Here is an 18476-nt window from a genome sequence, read left to right as displayed (position 1 = left end):
CCGGATCGGGTCCCTCTATGACCCCCCCCCACAAACCCCCTTACTGTGCCCCCCCGTGCCACGGGTGGGGGTATGTGGGGGGCCCGGGGGCCGGGCGGGGCGGCGGCCGGGCCCCGTCGTCATGCGCGCCCGGCGGGCGCCGGCCGTCCCTAGCGGGAGGCCTCGTCCAGCAGGGCCAGCTCGTCCGCCGACAGCGTCATGTCGGCGACCGCGAGCAGCGGCCGGAGCTGCTCGACGTTGCGGGCGCTGGCGATCGGCGCGGCCACCGTGGGCTGGGCGGCCAGCCAGGCGAGCGCGACGGTGGCCGGTGCGGCGCCGTGGGAGGCGGCCACCTTGTCCAGGGCGTCGAGCACCCGCGGGCCGCGCTCCGTCTCCAGGTACTGCGCCGCCTTGTCCGCGCGCGGGCTGTCCACGGTGACCCCCGGCCGGTACTTGCCGGTCAGGAAGCCGCGGGCCAGGCCGAAGTAGGGGGTGCTGGTCAGCCCCGCCTCCGTCACCACGTCGCGCAGCGCCCCCTCGTAGTCGCGCTCGAGCAGGTTGTAGTGCTGCTGCAGCACCCCGTACCGCGCCAGGCCGGCCTCCTCGGAGATCGACAGCGCCTCGGCGAGCCGCTCGGCGCTGTAGTTCGAGGCGCCGATGTTGCGTACCTTGCCCTCGGTGACCAGGTCGTCGAACGCGCCGAGGGTCTCCTCCAGGGGGGTGGCCGCGTCGTCGATGTGGGCCCAGTACAGGTCGATGTAGTCCGTACGGAGCCGCCGGAGCGAGTCCTCGGCCGCCGCGCGGATGTTGGCCGCCGACAGTCCGGCGCGGCTGCCCAGCATGCCGACCTTGGTCGCCACCACGATCCGGTCGCGGTTGCGGCGGGAGGCCATCCACTCGCCGATCACGGTCTCCGACTCCCCGCCGGCGTGCCCGGGGACCCGCGCGGAGTAGGAGTCGGCGGTGTCGACGAGGTTTCCGCCCGCCTCCGCGTAGGCGTCCAGGACGGCGAACGAGTCGTCCCGGTCGGCGGTCCAGCCGAATACGTTGCCACCGAGGCAGAGAGGGAACAGGTTCAGCTCAGAAAAGCTCATGGGTCAACTCTATTTCTTGACCAATCGCGCGGTTGCGGGACATCGGCGGTGATTCTCCGGGAGGCGCCCCCGCCCCGCCCTCAGACGGACGCCATCTCCCTGGCCGGGGCGGGCCGCTCCACCGGGGCGATCCGCTCGGCCGGAGGCGGCTCGACCTGCTCCATCAGCTCGTCCATGGCCTCCCGCAGGTGGCCCATGAGCCGCCACACGTCGGCCACCCGGTCCGGGCAGGACAGGATGCCGAAGTCGAGCGAGCCGTCGTAGGAGAAGCAGGTGATGTTGACCCCGCCGCTCACGTCGGTCAGCACCGACATGGGGTGGTAGGCGAGCACCCTGGCCCCGCACAGGTACAGCGGGAGCTGCGGCCCCGGCACGTTCGAGACGATCAGGTTGATCGGCGGCAGCACGATCGAGGCCAGCCGGAACACCGCGGAGGTCGCCAGCGCGGTGACGGCCGAGGGCAGCATCGACGACAGCTCGCCCAACCAGGCCGTGGGGGCGCCGGCGAAGCGCCGCTTGGCGCTGAGCATCGTGCCCGCCATGACGCGCAGGCGCTCGCGGGGACAGGCCAGGTCGGTCGGGATCGGGGTGACCATGACGGAGATCTGGTTGCCGACCACCTCCCGCGCGCTCGCGGTGCGGACCGCGACCGGGACCGCGGCGATCAGCGGCCGGTCGGGCAGCGCGTCGTGCTCGCGCAGCCACGCGCGCAGCGCCGAGGCGCACAGCGTCATGACCACGTCGTTGACACTGGCCCCCGCGCTCCTGGCCACCCGCTTGACGTCCGCGAGCGGGATCGACCCGTAGGAGAAGCGCCGCTCGGCGCCGATCGGGCCGTTGAACGGGGTGCGTGGCGCGGTCAGCATGGGCGCCTCGGGCGGTTCGGTCTCCCTTCCCGCGATCAGCCGGGTGGCGGCGGCCACCTGCCGGGCGCCGGGCAGCGCCGAGGTCAGCGGCATCGTGTCGAGCTCGGCCGCCATGCGGCCCAGCGAGTACAGCGTCCTGGCGGGCTGCAGCACCGTCCTGGCCACGGCGCCGGCGAGCATGCCGGCCAGGCCGGGGGCGGTGGTCCGGGGTTCGGGCGCGGGCCGCTCGACGGCACGGGGTTCGGGTGTCAGGTCCAGCAGCGCCGCGAGCAGCTCCGCTCCCGACACCCCGTCGATGGCGCAGTGGTGGACCTTGGCGTACAGGGCGACGCGACCTCCGGTCAGGCCGTGGATGAGGTGCATCTCCCACAGCGGGCGGTCCCGGTCGAGATGCCGCTCGTGGATCCTGGCCACCTTCTCGGCGAGCTGGGCGTCGTCGCCGGGGCCGGCGAGGGTCACCTCGTGGACGTGGCCGGAGACGTCGAGATCGGCGTCTTCGGTCCAGTACGGCCGGTCGAGGCCGAACGGCACGGTGGCCAGGCGCAGCCTCAGCGCCGGGGCCAGGTGCAGCCGATCGCGCAGCAGCCCGACCAGGCACTCGCGGGTGACGGCCCCGAGGCTGGAGCAGGCGGGGTCGAGGATTGCCAGCCCCGCGACATGTGCCGCCGTGGTCGCCGACTCGGCGTGAAGGAACTGCGCGTCGAGCGCGGTCAGCTGGCGCATCGGTCGGGCCTCCTGGCGGGAAATGCGAGAAATGCGAGAAATCGGAGAACACGTGTTGCCATCATCACGTCGGCGCGTTTCCCTCTCGTTTCCTCCGTGGGACCTCCGGCGTCTTTCGGGTGTCTTCTCGGGCGAGGTGCGGAGGCCCGCCGCAATCACTTTCCGTAACCTTCCCATTTCACACGGTAGACATGCCTTCCGGGCAGGGTGATCCCGGCGATCTTTTCCGGAGGCGATACCCGTCCGTGGGCGTCCGGCGCCGCGCGTATTACATATATTTCCTACCAGATAACTAGGTAAAAGGCCAGAGGGACACGCCCCCGCCTGGGTCCGTCGCCCGGGGCCTTCGTCTCAGCGGCCGAGGAAGGCCAGCAGCCGCTTCAGCGGCCAGGTGTTGATCACGTCTTCGGTGGTGAGCCACCCGCGCTGGGCGACGCCGATGCCGAACCGCTGGTTGTCCAGGTGCGGGACCGCGTGGGCGTCGCTGTCGACGGAGAACTTCACGCCGTGGTGGTGCGCGAGCCGCACCAGGTCGGCGGGGAGGTCGGAACGGTCGGGGAAGGAGTCGATCTCCATCGCGGTGCCGGTGCGGGCCGCGGCGCGGAACACCTCGTCCCAGTCGGCGTCCACCGGCGGGCGGACGCCGATCCTGCGGGTGGTCGGGTGGCCGATGACGTGCACGTGGGGGTTCTCGCACGCGGCGACGAACCGCCGGGTCATCTCCGCGCGCGACTGGTTGAAGTGCGAGTGGACGCTGGCCACGCACACATCGAAGCCCTCCAGCACCTCGGCCGGCCAGTCGACCGAGCCGTCGGGGGCGATGTTCAGCTCGCTGCCGTGCAGCAGCCGCATGCCGGGGTACTTCTTCTGCAGCTCGCGAAGGCGCTCGCGCTGCTCCAGGGCCTTTTCGAGCTTCATCCGGTGCATCGCCAGGTCGGGCGCGTGGTCGGTCACCGCGTAGTAGGAGTAACCACGGGCCGCGGCGGCGGCGACCATGTCCTCCAGGGAGGCGATGCCGTCGGTGAGGTCGGTGTGGGTGTGCAGGTCGCCCTTGAGATCCTCGACGGTGACCAGCCTGGGCAGCTCGTGCTTGAGCGCGGCGGCGATCTCGCCGCCGTCCTCGCGCAGGGCCGGCGGGATCCACTCCATGCCGAGCGCCCCGAAGACCTCCTCCTCGGTCGCGGCCGCGATCACCCGGTCGCCGTCGAACAGGCCGTACTCCGACAGCTTCCAGCCCTTCTTCACGATGATCTCCCGCAGGTGCACGGTGTGCTCCTTGGAACCGGTGAAGTACATCATCGCGGCGCCCCACGACTCGGCGGGGACCAGGCGCAGGTCGACCTGGACGCCCTGGGCGGTGCGGATCGAGGTCTTCTTCTCCCCCGAGGCGACGACCTCCGCGACGTAGGGCTGCGCCTTGAAGTCGTCCATCAGCGACTCGGGGCCGACCACGAGGACGTCGATGTCGCCGACGGTGTCCTTCATCCGGCGCAGCGACCCGGCGTAGGCGATCCGCTCGGCGCCCGGCAGCGAGGCGACGACCCGCTCCGCGAGGTCCATCGCCGTCCCGGTGTGCATCCTGGCACTGTGCTCGGCCAGGTGCTCGACACCTTTGAGAAGGTTCTCCACGGTCTTGGCGCCGAAGCCCTTGACGCCGTCGAGGCGCCCCTCCTCGATCGCCTTCACCAGGGCCTCGGGGGAGTCGATGCCCAGCTCCTGGAAGAGGAAGACGGCCTTCTTCGGCCCGAGCGAGGTCACCCGGGTCAGCCGGCGCACCCCCTGGGGAACCTTCTCCCGCAGGTCGTCGAGCTGCCGGAAGCTGCCCCGCTCCAGGTATTCCTCGACCTTCCCGGCGATCGCCTCGCCCACCCCGGACACGCTCCGCACGGGCACGGTCGTGATGTCGTCGGGGAATCCCGCGATCGCCCTGGCGGCCTTCTGGTAGCTGCGGACCCGGAAAGCGTCGCCGCCGCTCATCGCGAACAGCTCGGCGTACTCCTCCAGGGCGGCGGCGACGTCGTCGTTAGCTCGTGCCATGTCCCCAGCCTAGAAGATCGCACCGACGTTTCCCGGCTCCGGCCGTCACGCCCCCGGCTCCCTCAGGCCCCGCCCCGGTCGGGGAGGTCCTGAAAGTCCGCCGGGTAGGTCATCAGGTGGCCGCACATGCCGTCGCGGGGCACGGCGGGCACCCGGGTGACCGCGGCCTCGCGCAGGTGGGCGAGGTCGCCGCCGCGCAGCGCGGCCAGCTGGGCGCCCGTCGTCTCGGCGGCGCGCAGCGGGCCCTCGCGCCAGCGGGACTCGAAGGCGTCCAGGCGGGGGGCGACGATCGCGGCGGCGGCCTCCAGGAAGGCGGCGAAGCCCGGGCGGCCCTCGGCGCGCAGCCGCAGGAACCCCTCGACGGCCAGGTCGCGGCGCTCGCGCGGATCCGAGCGCGCGGCGGCGGCGTACCGGGCGGGGTCGGCGAGGACGTCGGAGGGGAAGGTCAGGACGGCGTCACCGGCCTCGGGCAGGCCGCTGTTCTGCATGAGGACCACGATGCGCAGGCCGCCGCCGTTGACCAGGCGGTGGACCGTGCCGGGGGTGAACCGGACGACGGAGCCGGGAGCCAGCGCCGTCTCCTCGTACCCGTTCCAGGTCAGGGTCTGCACGCTGCCGGAACCGGCCACCACGGCGTACGCCTCGGCGCACAGCGTGTGCAGGTGGGGCGAACCTCCGCGCAGGCCGTCCTCGGTGGGCCAGTCGTAGACGGTCAGATCGCTCACGCCTGTGCCGAACACGGGTGCTCCTCACTCCTGCCGGACATCTCTGCCGGACATCTCCGCCGGACATCTCCGCCGGACGCGGCGCCGGGCCGGTCACGCCGGTTCCGGGTACGGGTGCTCCTTGACGTAGGCCTCCAGCCGGGGCCGGTCCCACGCGCCGGTGGCCACGACCATCCGGTAGCTCAGGCGCAGCGTCGCGCCGGGCGGCAGGACCATCTCGCGGTGGAACGCGATGGACGGGTTGACGGCCGCGAACGGCGTCGTGCGGACGAACCAGACGGTGGGCAGGGCACTTTGGAACAGCAGGGTGGAGGAGCGGTCCACCTCGTCGTGGTGGCCGGTGTAGGCCAGCCACGCCGACTCCTCGCCCATCATCTCCGGCCCCTCGCCGCTCTCGGCGATCACCTGCCCGTGCTCGAAGGAGCGGGGCCCGCGCCAGAACAGGCCGCAGTACCCGGCCATCGGGCGGCCGTTGGTGGTGGGGCTGCCGAAGACCAGTTCCTCCCCGCGCACGTTGGTGATCGCGGTGGACAGCTCCAGCGCCCAGGAGTCCTCCAGCACGTCCCGCACCTCGAAGGTCCTCAGCTCGTCCACCCAGTGCTCGCCGCCCTGGGTGTGCCAGGTCAGGCGCTCCACGCCGGGGGAGAGGAACTCCTCGTGCCGCATGGTCCCGTTGTTCGGCAGGTCCACGTAGCCGGCGGCCTCGCGGACGTAGCTGCCGCCGCCCCAGAAGTTCTGCCCCGACAGGTCGGAGACGGTCATCTGCAGGCCCTTGTGCCAGCGGTGGTCGTGCGGGCGGAAGGTGCTGACCACGTCCCCGGCCAGGGTCCTGATCGGGTGGAAGTACGGCTTGGGCGACTCGAAGACCGGGGTCTCCGGGCGGTAGACGTAGCGCAGGATCTCGACGCCGCGCTCGGTGAAGGTCAGCTCCATGCGGTTCCGTCCAGCCGGTGGTAGAAGGGATGGTCGGGGGTGAGGTCGGAGCGGAGCACGGGCCGGCCGGTGAACGCCGACGCGTACAGGCCGGTGATCAGTTCGAGCGCCTGGCGCCCCTCGGGGCCGCTCATGGGCGGTCGCTCGCCGCGCTCGTAGGCGTCCAGCAGCTCCGCCAGCTGCGCCTCGTGCGAGCTCGGCAGGTCCGCGGGAGGGTTCCAGCGCGCCGAGGTGGAGGTCCAGTCGGCGTTGCGGTAGCCGTACAGGTGGCGCAGCTCCACGGTCGCCTCGGTGTAGTCGAAGCGCAGGTAGCTCTCCTCGCGCCGCGACAGCACGCTGTTGACCACCGAGGCCATCGCGCCGGAGTCGAAGCGGACGGCGGCCATCGAGACGTCCTCGGTCTCGATCCGGCGGTCCAGCGTGCCGGTCATCGCGCGGATCTCCGCCCAGTCGCCGAGGATCGACAGCATCAGGTCCATCTGGTGGATGCCGTGCCCCATCGTGGGGCCGCCGCCCTCGGTCTCCCACCGGCCGCGCCAGGGCACGTCGAAGTAGGCGTGGTCGCGGTACCAGGTGGTCGCGCAGAGCGCGACGAGCGGGCGGCCCAGCTCGGGGGCGAGGGCGCGCAGGTGCCGCGCGCCGGAGCCGAACCGGTGCTGGGAGACGACCGAGGCGTAACCGGGTCCCTCGGCCGCCGTGATCAGGTCGTACTCGGCCAGCGACAGGCAGACGGGTTTCTCGGTCCACACCCAGGCGCCCGCCTTCAGGCAGGTCACCGCCTGGGCGGCGTGCAGGTGCGGCGGGGTGCACAGGTGGACGAGGTCGGGCCGCTCCGCGTCGAGCATCGCCTCCAGGGAGGTGTACGTCCCCGGGATCGAGTGCTCGGCGCAGAACGCCCTGACCCGTGCCTCGTCCACGTCCGCGGCGGCCACCACCTGAGCCCGGTGCGCCTGGGCGCGCAGCGCGGGCAGGTGGCAGATCCCCGCGATGCCGCCGGTGCCCACGATCGCCACCCGGATCATCTCGGTCCTTCCGTTTCAGAGGGCCCGGAGTCAAGGAGTCCGGGGGTGGGCGGTCCGGATGCGGGCGGCCTGGATCCGGGCGGCCTGGATCCGGGCGGTCCGGGTGGTCCGGGTGGCACGGACGAGCTCCCGGCCTCCGGTCGCGGGGAGCACGATGCGCGACCGGAGACCCGGAGACCGCCCGCGGGCGGGTACGTCACCGTACGACCACCGTGGTCAGGGAACGCGGGGCGAAGGTGAGGCTCCTGCCGGACCTCAGCCCCGGGAGCGGGGTGGCGGCGAGCGAGTGGTCGCGGTCGGTCAGGTAGGCGGTGGCCCGGCCCGGCCGGGTGGTGATCTTGGTGGTGACGGGGGCGGTGGAGGTGTTGAGGATCTCGACGACCTCCGAGCCCCCCGCGTTGCGGAAGGCGGTGACCTTCAGCGCCGGGTCGGCCGAGGCGACGGAGAGCCGGACCGCGCCGGGGCGGACGAAGCGGCTGTAGGCGGCCAGCGCCCACAGGCGCTTGGAGACGCGGTAGGTCGCGGTGGCCTCGTCGATCTGGATGAGCCCCCGGGTGGTGCCGCGCGAGGCGCCGAACCAGAAGACGTAGCCGTTCGCCCTGCCCAGGGTGAGCGAGTCGTGGATCTGCTGGGCGACCGCGAAGCCGTCGTAGCCGCTGCCGTCGTCCCACTCCTCGTTCCAGGTGGTCCCGTTGGGCGACCACTCCGACATCCACACGGGCCGGTCGGTGGGCAGCGGGCCGTCCACCGGGCTGACGTAGGGGTGCCCGGCGTGCGTGGCGACCCACCGCCGCGCGACGGGGTCGGCCTCGATGGCGGCGGTGTACTCGCGCTGCTGGGACCAGCCGGCGGCGTCGCAGCAGACCACCTTGAGCCCGGTGCGGGCCGCGGTGGGGCCGAGCACCTTGACGAACTCGGCGGCCTCGGCGGGGGTGAACCGCATCGAGGCGTACGAGACGGTGAGGTCGGGTTCGTTGGTGAACCCGATGTCGGTGATCCTGATGCCCTCGCCGGCGTAGAACTTCGCGTACTGGACCAGGTAGTTCGCGTACGCCTGCCGCCACGCGGGGAGCAGCGTCCCGCCGTTGCTGTCGGAGCCGTTGTCCTTCATGTAGCCGGGGGCGCTCCAGGCGTCGGCGTAGAAGCGGGTCACGCCGTAGCGCCTGGCCTCCTTGGCCAGCCAGACCTGGCCGCCGTCGTCGCCGTCCCAGACGTACTTCGGCGGCGCGGTCGGGCCGCCGGGGTCCTCGGGCTGGATGGAGGTCATCAGGTCGTACGGGCTGCCGGCGGGGGAGGAGCCGATGCCCAGGCGCAGGATGCTGAGCCCGGCGCCCTTCTCCGGGCTCAGCCACAGATCGAGGATCTCCCGCTGCTTGGCGGCGGGCAGCGCGCGGACCAGCTCGTTGCGCCGGAACGCCTGCGAGAAACCGAAACCGTCGATCCGCTGGAGAACGCCCTGGTGGTCCACCCGAATAGGGGAAGCGCTTTCCGGCGGGGCATGACTGAACCCGAGGAGGGGAAGGATGAGGACCGGTGTCAGCAGTGCCCTGTGACGTCGAGACATGCGGAAACCCGCTTTCCGAAAGTTTCACAAGATTACCGAGACATTTCGTGACAAGTACCGTAAATGTTTCGAAGGCGGTCGTCAACAACCCCTGACGGCGCGGACGGCGCCGGTCAGCCGGCCGGTCGGCCGGTGCTCTCGCGGACGAGGAGGTCGGTGGCGAGTTCCACCCGCCGGGGCTCGTGCCCGCCGCGGTCGAGGCCGAGCACCATCCGGGTGGCCAGCGCCGCCATCTCCTGGAGCGGCTGGCGCACGGTGGTGAGCGGAGGCCACGCGGAACGTGCCAGCGGCAGGTCGTCGAAGCCCACCACGGACAGGTCGTCCGGGACCCGCAGGCCGCGCTGCCTGGCCGCCTCGAAGACGCCGAACGCCTGCATGTCGCTGCCGGCGAAGATCGCGGTGGGCGGCCCGTCCAGGGACAGCAGGTCGTGGCCGTGGTCGCGGCCCGAGCCGACCAGGAAGTCGCCGTACCTGATGAGCGCCGCGTCCACCGCGATCCCCGCGGTCTCCAGCGCCGCCCGGTAGCCGTCGACGCGGGCCCGGCTGCACAGCATGTCCGCGGGGCCGCCGATCATCCCGATCCTGCGGTGGCCCAGCTCCAGCAGGTGCCGGGTGGCGGCCAGGCCGCCGTTCCAGTTGGTGGCGCCGACCGAGGCGACCCCGGGCGGCGGCTCGCCTTCGGGGTCCACCACCACGAACGGGATGGACCTGGCGGCCAGCTGCCCGTGCTGGTCGGCGCTGATCCGGGAGCCGACCAGGATGGCCCCGTCGGTGCGCCGGGCGGCGATGCGTTCCACCCAGTCCCTGCCGGGCCCCGCGTGGCTGTGCAGGACCGAGACGACCACCCCGGCGTCGACCTCGCGGGCCGCGGTCTCCACGCCGCGCACCAGCTCCATCGCCCACGGGCTCTCGATCTCGGTGAAGACCAGGTCGACCAGGCCGACGGGGGCGTCGCCCTGGCCGGTCCTGCGCCGGTAGCCGTGCTTGTGCAGCAGGTGCTCGATCCGCTGCCTGGTCTCGGACGCGACCTCGGGCCGACCGTTGATGACTTTCGAGACCGTGGGCGCGGAGACCCCGGCCTCCTCGGCGATCAGGGCGATCGTCACGCGCGGCTTGGTTGGCATGCGGCGAATACTAACTGAAACCTTTCGGAGGCTTTCCGGGGGTGGTGGTTCTCGCGATCCGGGATCACTACCACGGGGCTATTGACGTGTAACCGGGGGTTTACCTATTCTCCGGATCACGAAATATTCGGGGAATATATGAAAATTTCAAGTAACTCCCGAAAGGGGATACCCATGCTGAGTCGGCGAGGCGTGGTTGCTCTGGCGACATCCGCTCTGCTTCTCGGAGCCTGCAGTACGAGCGGAGACGGCGAGGGGGCCCAGGCAGGCGCGAGCACCGGCTCGGAGAAGGTCACCTTCGAGTTCTGGAACCTGGCGACGGCGGACCCCATGAAAACGTTCTGGGCCAATGCCGTCAAGGAATACCAGGCGGCCCACCCGAATGTGACGATCAAGAACATCTCCATCGAGAACGACTCCTACAAGCCGAAGCTCGCCACGCTCACCCAGTCGGGCAAGGCGCCCGACCTGTACTCCACCTGGGGCGGCGGCGTCCTGAAGCAGCACATCGAGGCGGGCCTGGTGAAGGACCTGTCGTCCGACGCGGGCGACGTCATCGGCACCCTCACCCCGGCGGCCCTGGCCGCCTACCAGTTCGACGGCAAGACCTACGGGCTGCCCATCGACATCGGCATGGTCGGCTTCTGGTACAACAAGGCGCTGTTCAAGAAGGCCGGCATCACCACCCCGCCCGCCACCTGGACCGAGTACCTGGACGCGGTCAAGAAGCTGAAGGCGAGCGGGACCACCCCGATCGCCCTGGCGGGCAAGGCCAAGTGGCCGGGCCACTACTACTGGGCCTACCTGGCCATGCGGGTGGCCGGGCTGGACGCGCTCAAGCAGGCCGGCACCACCAACGACTTCACCGGGCCCGACTTCGTCGCCGCCGGGCAGAAACTCAAGGAGCTCGTCGACCTCCAGCCGTTCCAGAAGGGCTTCCTGGGCGCCGACTACTCCACCCCCGACGGCCAGTCCGCGAACGTGTCGAACGGCAAGGCCGCCATGGAGCTGATGGGCCAGTGGGCCCCGTCGGTGCAGAAGGACTCCGGCAAGGGCCTCGGCGACGACCTCGGCTTCTTCCCCTTCCCCGCGGTGGAGGGTGGCAAGGGCGCCGCGGGCGACGCGTTCGGCGGCGGGGGCGGCCTCGCCGTGAGCGTCAACGCCCCGCCCGCGGCGCTGGACTTCCTGAAGTTCGCGCTCAAGCCGGAGAACCACAGCAAGGCCGTGAAGGCCGGAGGAGTCCTGCCCGTGCTCAAGACGGGTGAGGAGGCGGCCGTCACCGACCCCCACATCAAGACGGTCTCCGAGACCCTCGCGGCGGCGAGCGGCTTCCAGCTCTACCTCGACCAGGAGTACCCGCCGGCCGTCGGCCAGGAGGTCAACGACGTCGTGGCCGAGCTGATCGGGGGCACCAAGACGCCGGAGGAGGTCGTCCAGGCCATCACCGAGACGGCCAAGTCGGAGTCGGAGTAGCCGCCCGGTATGAAAACGGTGACGACGACGACAGGGCCGGACGCACGTCCGGCCCCTCACCCCGAGCGACCCGCCGCGAGGCGGGGGCGGGGCGGCTCTCGCCGAGGTCGCGGCTGGGTCACCGCGATCCTGTTCGTGCTCCCCGCGCTGATCCTGTTCGCCCTCCTGGTGCTGCTGCCGATCCTGGTGGCCGGCTACACCAGCCTGTTCAAGTGGAACGGCATCGGCCCGCCGAGCAACTTCATCGGCCTGGACAACTTCACCCGGCTGTTCGCCAGCGACATCTTCGCCGGCGACCTGCGCAACGGCGCCATCCTGATCGTGCTGGGCCTGCTGGTGCAGCTGCCGCTCTCGCTGGGCCTGGCGGTGATGCTGAACCAGCGGATCCGCGGGCGGGCCTTCTACCGCCTGCTGTTCTTCGCGCCGTACATGCTCTCCGAGGCGATCATCGGGGTGCTGTTCTCGATGATCCTGTCGCCCGAGACGGGCATGGCCAACCAGCTGCTGGTCTCCTGGGGGCTGGAGCCCTGGACCTGGCTGTCCGAACCGGACACCGTGATGTTCTCGCTGTTCCTGGTGATCACCTGGAAGTACTTCGGGTTCCACATGATCATCTATCTGGCCGGCCTGCAGGGCATCCCCAAGGAGCTGAGCGAGGCGGCCAGGATCGACGGCGCCGGCGGCTGGGACGTGTTCCGCCACGTCACCCTGCCACTGCTCGGCCCCACCATCCGGGTCAGCGCGTTCCTGTCGGTCATCGGCACGATCCAGCTCTTCGACCTGGTCTGGATCCTCACCGGCGGCGGCCCGTCGCACGCCTCGGAGACCATGGCCGTCAGCATGTTCGAGTACGGCTTCAAGCGGTCCCAGATCGGCTACTCCAGCGCGATCAGCGTCGTCATGTTCCTGATCAGTCTCGTCTTCGCCCTCGGTTACCAGCGGTTCGTCCTGCGCCGGGACCTGGAGGGGGCCAGCACCACCATGGGGGACCGCCGATGATCGCCCGGCTCCGCACGTACCCGATCCACGCGGTCATCTGGGTGGCGGCCGTCTTCATCGTCATCCCCTTCCTGTACGGCCTGCTCGGCGGCTTCAAGACCTCCGCCCAGCTGTCGACCAACCCGCTGGGCCTGCCCTCCCCGTGGGTCACCGACAACTACACCGACGTGATCGTCTCCGGCGCGTTCTGGCGCCAGCTCCTCAACAGCCTGTTCATCGCGGTCGCGACCACCGTGCTGGTCGTGGGGCTGTCGGCGATGGCCGCCTTCGCCTTCGCCCGGTTCGCCTTCCGGGGCCGGGAGTTCCTGTTCACGCTGTTCGCCATCGGGCTGATGTTCCCGTTCGCGGTGGCGATCCTGCCGCTGTTCGTGCTGCTGCGCACGTTCGGCCTGCTGGACAACCCGCTCGGGGTGATCCTGCCGCAGGCCGCGTTCGGCCTTCCGCTGACCGTGATCATCCTGCGGACGTTCTTCCGGTCCATCCCCAGGGAGATCGAGGAGGCCGCCATCATCGACGGCTGCACCCCCTTCGGCTTCTTCTGGCGGGTGCTGCTGCCGATCGCCAAGCCCGCCCTGGCCACCGTCTCGGTGCTGGCGCTCGTGGCGAGCTGGAACAACTTCTTCCTCCCGCTGGTGGTCTTCAACGACCCCGGCCTGTGGACCCTGCCGCTCGGCGTCCAGCAGTTCCAGGGGGAGTACATGACGGACATCGCCAGGGTCCTGGCCTACGTCATCGTCGCGATGGTGCCCGCTCTGGCCTTCTACGCCGTCGCCGAGCGTCAGTTGATCAGCGGCCTCACCGCCGGTGCCACCAAGGGCTGACCCGAATCCCATCGCCTGAGTAGAGAGTGAGACACCATGACCCTGAGTGTCGCCGGATCGCGTCTCGTCGATTCGGCCGGCACCCCGGTACGGCTGCGTGGAGTGGGCCTCGGGGGCTGGCTGAACATGGAGAACTTCATCACCGGCTACCCGGCCAACGAGTCAGCGATGCGCGAGGCCGTCCGGGAGGTCCTGGGGGAGGACCGGGCCGAGCTGTTCTTCGACCGGCTGCTCACCTCGTTCTTCGGCGCGGACGACGCCGCGCTGCTCGCCGGGCTCGGCGCCAACTGCGTCCGCATCCCGATCAACTACCGCCACCTGGAGTCCGACGACCGCCCCTTCGAGATCGTCGAGCACGGCTTCCGCCACCTGGACCGGGTGATCGGCCTGCTCGCCGAGCACGGCATTTACAGCGTCATCGACCTGCACGCCCTGCCCGGCGCGCAGAACCAGCACTGGCACTCCGACAACCCCACCCACGTCGCCGCTTTCTGGGAGCACCGGCACTTCCAGGACCGCGCCGTCCACCTGTGGGAGGTCGTGGCCGACCGCTACCGGGACAACCCCTGGGTGGCCGGATACAACCCGATCAACGAACCGGGCGACCGGAGCGGGCGGGTCGTCGGCCCCTTCTACGACCGCCTGGTCAAGGCCGTGCGCGCCGTCGACCCGAAGCACGTGCTGTTCCTGGACGGCAACACCTACTCCACCGACTTCTCGATCTTCCGCGAGGTGTACGAGAACACGGTCTTCGTCTGCCACGACTACGCCCTGGCCGGATTCGCGCACGGCGGCCCCTACCCCGGCCACACCCGCGGCGAGTGGGTGGACCGGGCCCAGCTGGAGCTCTCCTTCGAGCGGCGGACCGTCTTCCAGCGCGAGACCGGCACCCCCATCTGGGTCGGTGAGTTCGGACCCGTCTACACCGGCGACCCGGAGATCGACCGGCAGCGCTACCAGATCCTCCGCGACCAGCTGGAGATCTTCGACTCCTACGGGGCCGGCTGGTCGCTGTGGACCTACAAGGACGTCGGGCTGCAGGGCCTGGTCAGCGCGGGCGAGCCGTACATGAGCCGGTTCGGCGACTTCATCGCCAAGAAGGGGCGGCTGGGCGCCGACCGGTGGGGCTCGACGATGGAGGAGTCGGCGAGCGAGCTGGCCCCGCTGCACCGGCTGATGGAGACCGAGTTCCCGTCCTGGAACCCCTACCCGTGGGGCGCCCGCTACCAGACCGACGACCTGATCCGGCACATCCTCATCGCGCAGGCGCTGCTTCCCGAGTACGCCGAGCTGCTGCGCGGCTGCTCCGACGAGGAACTGACCGCCCTGGCCGACTCCTTCGCCCTCGCCCGCTGCGTCCGGCGGCAGCCGCTGCTCGACCTGCTCGCCGAGAACCTGCGCGGCGCCTGAGGCGGGTTCCACTCCTACCTGACCGAGGAGCCCAGGGAAGATGCGCACCGTCCAGGCCGACGACGCCACGGGCACCGCCCGCACGGCCGCGACCTGGAACGACCCGGCCGGGTGGAGCCACGTCGACACGTCGAGGTGGGGGGTGCTCCGGCTCACCAGGTAGACACGACCGCCATGCTGCCGGGTCCGTCCTCCTTCGGGGGACAGGGCCTGGCTCCGGGGGGTGCCGGGCCCGGCCTTCAGGGGGGTGAGGGTCCGGCACCCCTTTCCGGGAACCCGGGTTCGGAGGGTCACCCGTCTCCGGGGAACCTCCGTGACGCCCGAAGGCCCGGGGCAGGTCCCCGACACGCCCGCCCACGCCGACCCCGCCCCGAGTCACCGGGACCCTCGAAGGAAGATTCGGACACCAAGGGAGTCTCGTGTACACCAACCCCGTCATCCCCGGCTTCCACCCCGACCCCTCGGTGTGCCGGGTGGGCGAGGACCACTACCTCGTCACCTCGTCCTTCGAGTGGTTCCCCGGAGTACCGATCTTCCACAGCCGCGACCTCGTGCACTGGCGACAGCTCGGCCACGTCCTGGACCGGCCGTCCCAGCTCGACCTGGACGGCGTACGGCCGTCCGGCGGCATCTACGCCCCCACCATCCGGCACCACGAGGGCGTCTTCTACATGATCACCACGTTGATGGACGAGCCGGGCAACTTCCTGGTCACCGCGACCGACCCGGCCGGGCCGTGGAGCGAGCCGGTGTGGTTCCCCGAAACCCGGGGCTTCGACCCCTCGCTGTTCTTCGACGACGACGGCCGCGCCTGGATGACCGGCACCCGGCCGAAGGACGAGGGACGCTACGACGGCGACAGCGAGATCTGGCTGCGCGAGTTCGACCCGGCCACGCTCAAGCTGCTCGGCGAGGAACACGTGATCTGGGAGGCGGCGCAGCGCGGCGGCGTCTGGTGCGAGGGCCCGCACGTCTACCGGATCGGCGCCTTCTACTACCTGCTCACCTCGGAGGGCGGCACCGCCGAGGACCACGCCGTGATGGTCGCCAGGGCCGAGCGGGTCACCGGCCCCTACCTGGGAAACCCGCGCAACCCCGTTCTCACCCACCGCCACCTCGGGCTGCGCCACCCCATCACCAGCGTCGGCCACCCCGACCTGGTCAGGAACGCCGAGGGCGAGTGGTGGTCGGTCCTCCTCGCCACCCGCCCCTACGGCGCTCTCCCGGCTCCTCTCGCTCCCGCCGGATCCGCCGACTCCCCGGACGGCGGCTCCCGTGGTGAATCCGCCGGAGACCAGCCCACGACGGCCGCCGTCCGTGCCTCCAAGGGCTACAACCTGGGCCGCGAGACCTTCCTCACCCGAGTCCGCTGGGAGGACGACTGGCCGGTCTTCGACCAGGTCGAACCGTACGCGCAGGCCCCCTCGACCCCCGCGCGCCGCTGGCCCGCCGCCCCCGCCTGCGACCACTTCGACGCCCCGCGCCTCGCACCGGTGTGGAACCACCTGCGCACGCCCCGCGAACCGTACTGGAACCTGGCCGGCAGCCGCCTCACCCTGCGGCTACGACCGCAGACCCTGCGCGAGCGGGCCGCGCCCAGCCTGGTCGCCCGGCGGCAGCAGCACATCGCCTTCGCGGCCCACACGGTGATGGAGTTCCGCCCACGGGGGGAGGAGTGCGCCGGGCTCGTCCTGTTCCAGAACGACGACTTCCACATCACGCTCGTCCTCACCGCGCACGGCCTGGAACTCACCCGCCGCTCCGGCGGCACGGACACCCTCCTGGCCCGCGCCGACGTCGTCCCGTCCGGCCCGCTGTGGCTGGGCGTGGAGGCCCACGGCCAGGACTACCAGGCCCGCTACGCGCTGCGCCCCGGCGAGTGGACCGACCTCGCGGCCCCGGTGGACGGCCGCGTCCTCGGCTCCACCGTCGCCGGAGGCTTCACCGGCGCCATGATCGGCCTCTACGCCTCCTCCAACGGCCACCCGAGCACCAGCACGGCGGCCTTCGACTGGTTCGAATACCTGCCACTCCCGGGATGACCGTTGGCACTCGGGCCAATTCGAACGGACATGGTGCCGGTACCTGGCCGGCTCACGCGTCCTGAGGTAGGTCGCTCGTGGGTCAGCGGTACCCGCCGTACAGGGAAACCCGCTCGTCCTTGTCATGGTCGACCTTCCCCGCCAGGAAAAGGTCGCGCCGCCACGGCTCGTGAGCGATGTTGACGGTCCATCCCGGATCCCGGGTGCCCCGGCCAAGGCGAACGCCGCGCGAGGTCGTAGGGCCCTGAAGGGTGGCGTGGCTGTCGGATCTGAGCGTTACCGTGGCGGCACATCCGGAGCATCCGCAGGGAGCACACACGTGGAGATCAGTTACGCCGATGTCGCCTGGCTCGCCGATGACCACGGGTTGGGCGACCTGTGGTGCCTCACCTTCGTGCGTGGGCTCGATGAGACTGAGGCGCTTCGGCGTGTGGGTGCCGAGGAAAGCAGCATCAGGCCACTCACCTACGAGGAGCTGGTCGACGAGGGGCTGTTCCCCGACACGCTCCTGGCGGGCCGTCTGGGCGATTGGGCCGTGCTCATCGAGGAGTACGGCTGGGATGCGCTCGACGCCGTGAAAACGCTGTCGGCCGGGTCGGAGGCCGTGTCGGTTCTGCGGCATGACTACGCGGCCGATCGCTTCGCGTACGCGGTGGACGGGCAGGTGGTGACCGCGTTCAACCCGATGATTCCCGCATGGCGGTACGGGAGCGATCCTGATCGGCTGGTGAGCCTGATGAGGGAGGCGGGCTTCGACCCTGCGTACGCGCCGGGAGACGGGACCGACGAGGACAGCGAGGAGAGGACCGCCAGACATCCGAGAGTGGACGGGGCCCTGATGCTCGTGGCGCGACTGACCGGTGTCATGCTGACCCGAGAGGTCTTGAACGGGCCGCTGCTGGGAGGCGACGTCGGGCCTCGTCAGCAGTCCCCGGAAAGCTGACGGGCCATCACCCGCCTGCCAGGTGACGTATCTGTATTTCCCTGCTGTTGCGCACAGGGCGAGCTTGGCAAGCGTGAGCCGGCGGTCCCGTTGCACGCGGCATGTCCTCTGCACCCAGGTGACGGGGATATTCTCAATCAGCCGTGAGAGTGGCTTCGGCGACCTGCTTGATGTGCTGATTGCGAACCCGGATCAACTTCGGCATGTAGTGACGGAGAGCCAGAATTTCGGCGATCCTTCCGAGAGGACCGAGAGGCGCGGCGAATTCGATGACATCGCTCATCACCGTGCCGCCGTGACCGCAAGACTGAAAATGGTGAGCGTGATACCAGCGCTTGAAAGGTCCTGACACCTGCTCATCGGCGAAATGACCAGGGCGATCGTAGGCGCTGATCGTAGACGTCATTCGCCAGCGGATGCCGAAGTGTCGTGCCCGCCATGTAACGGTATCGCCCAGCTTCAAGCTGCCGGTGGTCACACCTCCGACCGCTTTCTCGGAAGATCCCACCATTGAGGCCGCGTGAACATCCACGTCCAGCGAGATGTCGAAGACTCGTTCCGGTGGCGCCATGACATGCGTGACAATCTCAAAGACCGGCATGCGTCAAGCCTAAGGCGGCGCACTCCGGTGGAACCTTCCGGGTTGCTTCCCTTCATAACTGACTAGATATCGCGCGGGAAACACAAACCGCGTTGGCAGTTCTGATCCTGCCCGTTCAGA

Annotated in this window: 16 protein-coding genes; 7 read left to right on the top strand and 9 right to left on the bottom strand. The window is 70.4% G+C overall.

The annotated features are described in order from the left end of the window. Nucleotides 1–149 precede the first annotated feature (149 nt). The 8 genes from AB0F88_RS17665 to AB0F88_RS17630 form a co-directional block, all read right to left on the bottom strand. Nucleotides 150–1073, bottom strand: a complete 924-nt coding sequence (locus tag AB0F88_RS17665) for an aldo/keto reductase (protein WP_362684343.1) — start codon at nt 1071–1073, stop codon at nt 150–152. Nucleotides 1074–1153: 80 nt separating this feature from the next. Continuing rightward, nucleotides 1154–2662, bottom strand: coding sequence for a wax ester/triacylglycerol synthase family O-acyltransferase (locus AB0F88_RS17660; RefSeq protein ID WP_362684340.1), 1509 nt, complete (start codon nt 2660–2662; stop codon nt 1154–1156). A 351-nt stretch (nt 2663–3013) separates the two neighbouring features. After that, on the bottom strand, nt 3014–4699 hold the full coding sequence (gene polX / locus AB0F88_RS17655; protein ID WP_362684337.1) for a DNA polymerase/3'-5' exonuclease PolX: 1686 nt from the start codon (nt 4697–4699) through the stop codon (nt 3014–3016). A 62-nt stretch (nt 4700–4761) separates the two neighbouring features. After that, complete coding sequence (locus AB0F88_RS17650) at nt 4762–5439, bottom strand: cupin domain-containing protein (protein ID WP_362684334.1); 678 nt, start codon at nt 5437–5439, stop codon at nt 4762–4764. Between the two features lie 78 nt (nt 5440–5517). Then, on the bottom strand, nt 5518–6357 hold the full coding sequence (locus tag AB0F88_RS17645) for a PmoA family protein (RefSeq protein ID WP_362684331.1): 840 nt from the start codon (nt 6355–6357) through the stop codon (nt 5518–5520). Beyond that, a complete protein-coding gene (locus AB0F88_RS17640; RefSeq protein ID WP_362684328.1) occupies nt 6348–7379 on the bottom strand; it encodes a Gfo/Idh/MocA family oxidoreductase in 1032 nt (343 codons plus the stop codon). Before AB0F88_RS17640 ends, AB0F88_RS17645 begins: the two co-directional genes overlap by 10 nt. Nucleotides 7380–7575: 196 nt before the next feature. Further along, nucleotides 7576–8847 carry a glycoside hydrolase gene (locus tag AB0F88_RS17635; RefSeq protein ID WP_362684325.1) on the bottom strand — a complete coding sequence of 424 codons (1272 nt, stop codon included), beginning with the start codon at nt 8845–8847 and terminating at the stop codon, nt 7576–7578. A gap of 209 nt (nt 8848–9056) precedes the next feature. Next, entirely contained in the window at nt 9057–10067 is a 1011-nt protein-coding gene (locus tag AB0F88_RS17630; RefSeq protein WP_362684322.1) for a LacI family DNA-binding transcriptional regulator, read from the bottom strand. A gap of 174 nt (nt 10068–10241) precedes the next feature. Between AB0F88_RS17630 and AB0F88_RS17625 the strand changes: the two genes are divergently transcribed. The 7 genes from AB0F88_RS17625 (at nt 10242) to AB0F88_RS17595 (ending at nt 17755) form a co-directional block, all read left to right on the top strand. Continuing rightward, the gene (locus AB0F88_RS17625; protein ID WP_362684319.1) at nt 10242–11540 is read left to right on the top strand and encodes an extracellular solute-binding protein; all 1299 of its coding nucleotides are present in this window, start codon (nt 10242–10244) and stop codon (nt 11538–11540) included. 135 nt (nt 11541–11675) lie between these two features. Continuing rightward, a complete protein-coding gene (locus AB0F88_RS17620) occupies nt 11676–12539 on the top strand; it encodes a sugar ABC transporter permease (protein WP_362684316.1) in 864 nt (287 codons plus the stop codon). After that, entirely contained in the window at nt 12536–13360 is an 825-nt protein-coding gene (locus AB0F88_RS17615) for a carbohydrate ABC transporter permease (protein ID WP_362684313.1), read from the top strand. Before AB0F88_RS17620 ends, AB0F88_RS17615 begins: the two co-directional genes overlap by 4 nt. Before the next feature lie 36 nt (nt 13361–13396). Then, nucleotides 13397–14770, top strand: a complete 1374-nt coding sequence (locus AB0F88_RS17610; RefSeq protein ID WP_362684310.1) for a cellulase family glycosylhydrolase — start codon at nt 13397–13399, stop codon at nt 14768–14770. A 40-nt stretch (nt 14771–14810) separates the two neighbouring features. Further along, nucleotides 14811–14933: a hypothetical protein gene (locus AB0F88_RS17605; protein WP_362684307.1), complete on the top strand. Its 123-nt coding sequence runs from the start codon at nt 14811–14813 to the stop codon at nt 14931–14933. 256 nt (nt 14934–15189) lie between these two features. Next, entirely contained in the window at nt 15190–16812 is a 1623-nt protein-coding gene (locus AB0F88_RS17600) for a glycoside hydrolase family 43 protein (RefSeq protein ID WP_362684304.1), read from the top strand. A 319-nt stretch (nt 16813–17131) separates the two neighbouring features. Beyond that, nucleotides 17132–17755, top strand: coding sequence for a DUF6461 domain-containing protein (locus tag AB0F88_RS17595; protein WP_362684301.1), 624 nt, complete (start codon nt 17132–17134; stop codon nt 17753–17755). 133 nt (nt 17756–17888) lie between these two features. Here the strand turns inward: AB0F88_RS17595 and AB0F88_RS17590 are convergent, their stop codons facing one another. Then, nucleotides 17889–18356 (bottom strand): SRPBCC family protein, encoded by a 468-nt coding sequence (locus AB0F88_RS17590; protein ID WP_362684298.1) that lies wholly within the window; start codon nt 18354–18356, stop codon nt 17889–17891. Nucleotides 18357–18476 lie beyond the last annotated feature (120 nt).

This window comes from Streptosporangium sp. NPDC023963 (genome assembly GCF_040639135.1).
In the GTDB taxonomy this organism is placed as follows: Bacteria; Actinomycetota; Actinomycetes; order Streptosporangiales; family Streptosporangiaceae; genus Streptosporangium.
This window is presented reverse-complemented; position numbering and strand designations above follow the sequence as displayed.

What these genes read in the sequence shown, in the direction of transcription:
- AB0F88_RS17665 (WP_362684343.1), bottom strand. Translation starts at nt 1,073, where the DNA reads ATGAGCTTTTCTGAGCTGAACCTGTTCCCTCTCTGCCTCGGTGGCAAC.
- AB0F88_RS17660 (WP_362684340.1), bottom strand. Translation starts at nt 2,662, where the DNA reads ATGCGCCAGCTGACCGCGCTCGACGCGCAGTTCCTTCACGCCGAGTCG.
- polX (WP_362684337.1), bottom strand. Translation starts at nt 4,699, where the DNA reads ATGGCACGAGCTAACGACGACGTCGCCGCCGCCCTGGAGGAGTACGCC.
- AB0F88_RS17645 (WP_362684331.1), bottom strand. Translation starts at nt 6,357, where the DNA reads ATGGAGCTGACCTTCACCGAGCGCGGCGTCGAGATCCTGCGCTACGTC.
- AB0F88_RS17640 (WP_362684328.1), bottom strand. Translation starts at nt 7,379, where the DNA reads ATGATCCGGGTGGCGATCGTGGGCACCGGCGGCATCGCGGGGATCTGC.
- AB0F88_RS17630 (WP_362684322.1), bottom strand. Translation starts at nt 10,067, where the DNA reads ATGCCAACCAAGCCGCGCGTGACGATCGCCCTGATCGCCGAGGAGGCC.
- AB0F88_RS17625 (WP_362684319.1), top strand. Translation starts at nt 10,242, where the DNA reads ATGCTGAGTCGGCGAGGCGTGGTTGCTCTGGCGACATCCGCTCTGCTT.
- AB0F88_RS17615 (WP_362684313.1), top strand. Translation starts at nt 12,536, where the DNA reads ATGATCGCCCGGCTCCGCACGTACCCGATCCACGCGGTCATCTGGGTG.
- AB0F88_RS17610 (WP_362684310.1), top strand. Translation starts at nt 13,397, where the DNA reads ATGACCCTGAGTGTCGCCGGATCGCGTCTCGTCGATTCGGCCGGCACC.
- AB0F88_RS17605 (WP_362684307.1), top strand. Translation starts at nt 14,811, where the DNA reads ATGCGCACCGTCCAGGCCGACGACGCCACGGGCACCGCCCGCACGGCC.
- AB0F88_RS17590 (WP_362684298.1), bottom strand. Translation starts at nt 18,356, where the DNA reads ATGCCGGTCTTTGAGATTGTCACGCATGTCATGGCGCCACCGGAACGA.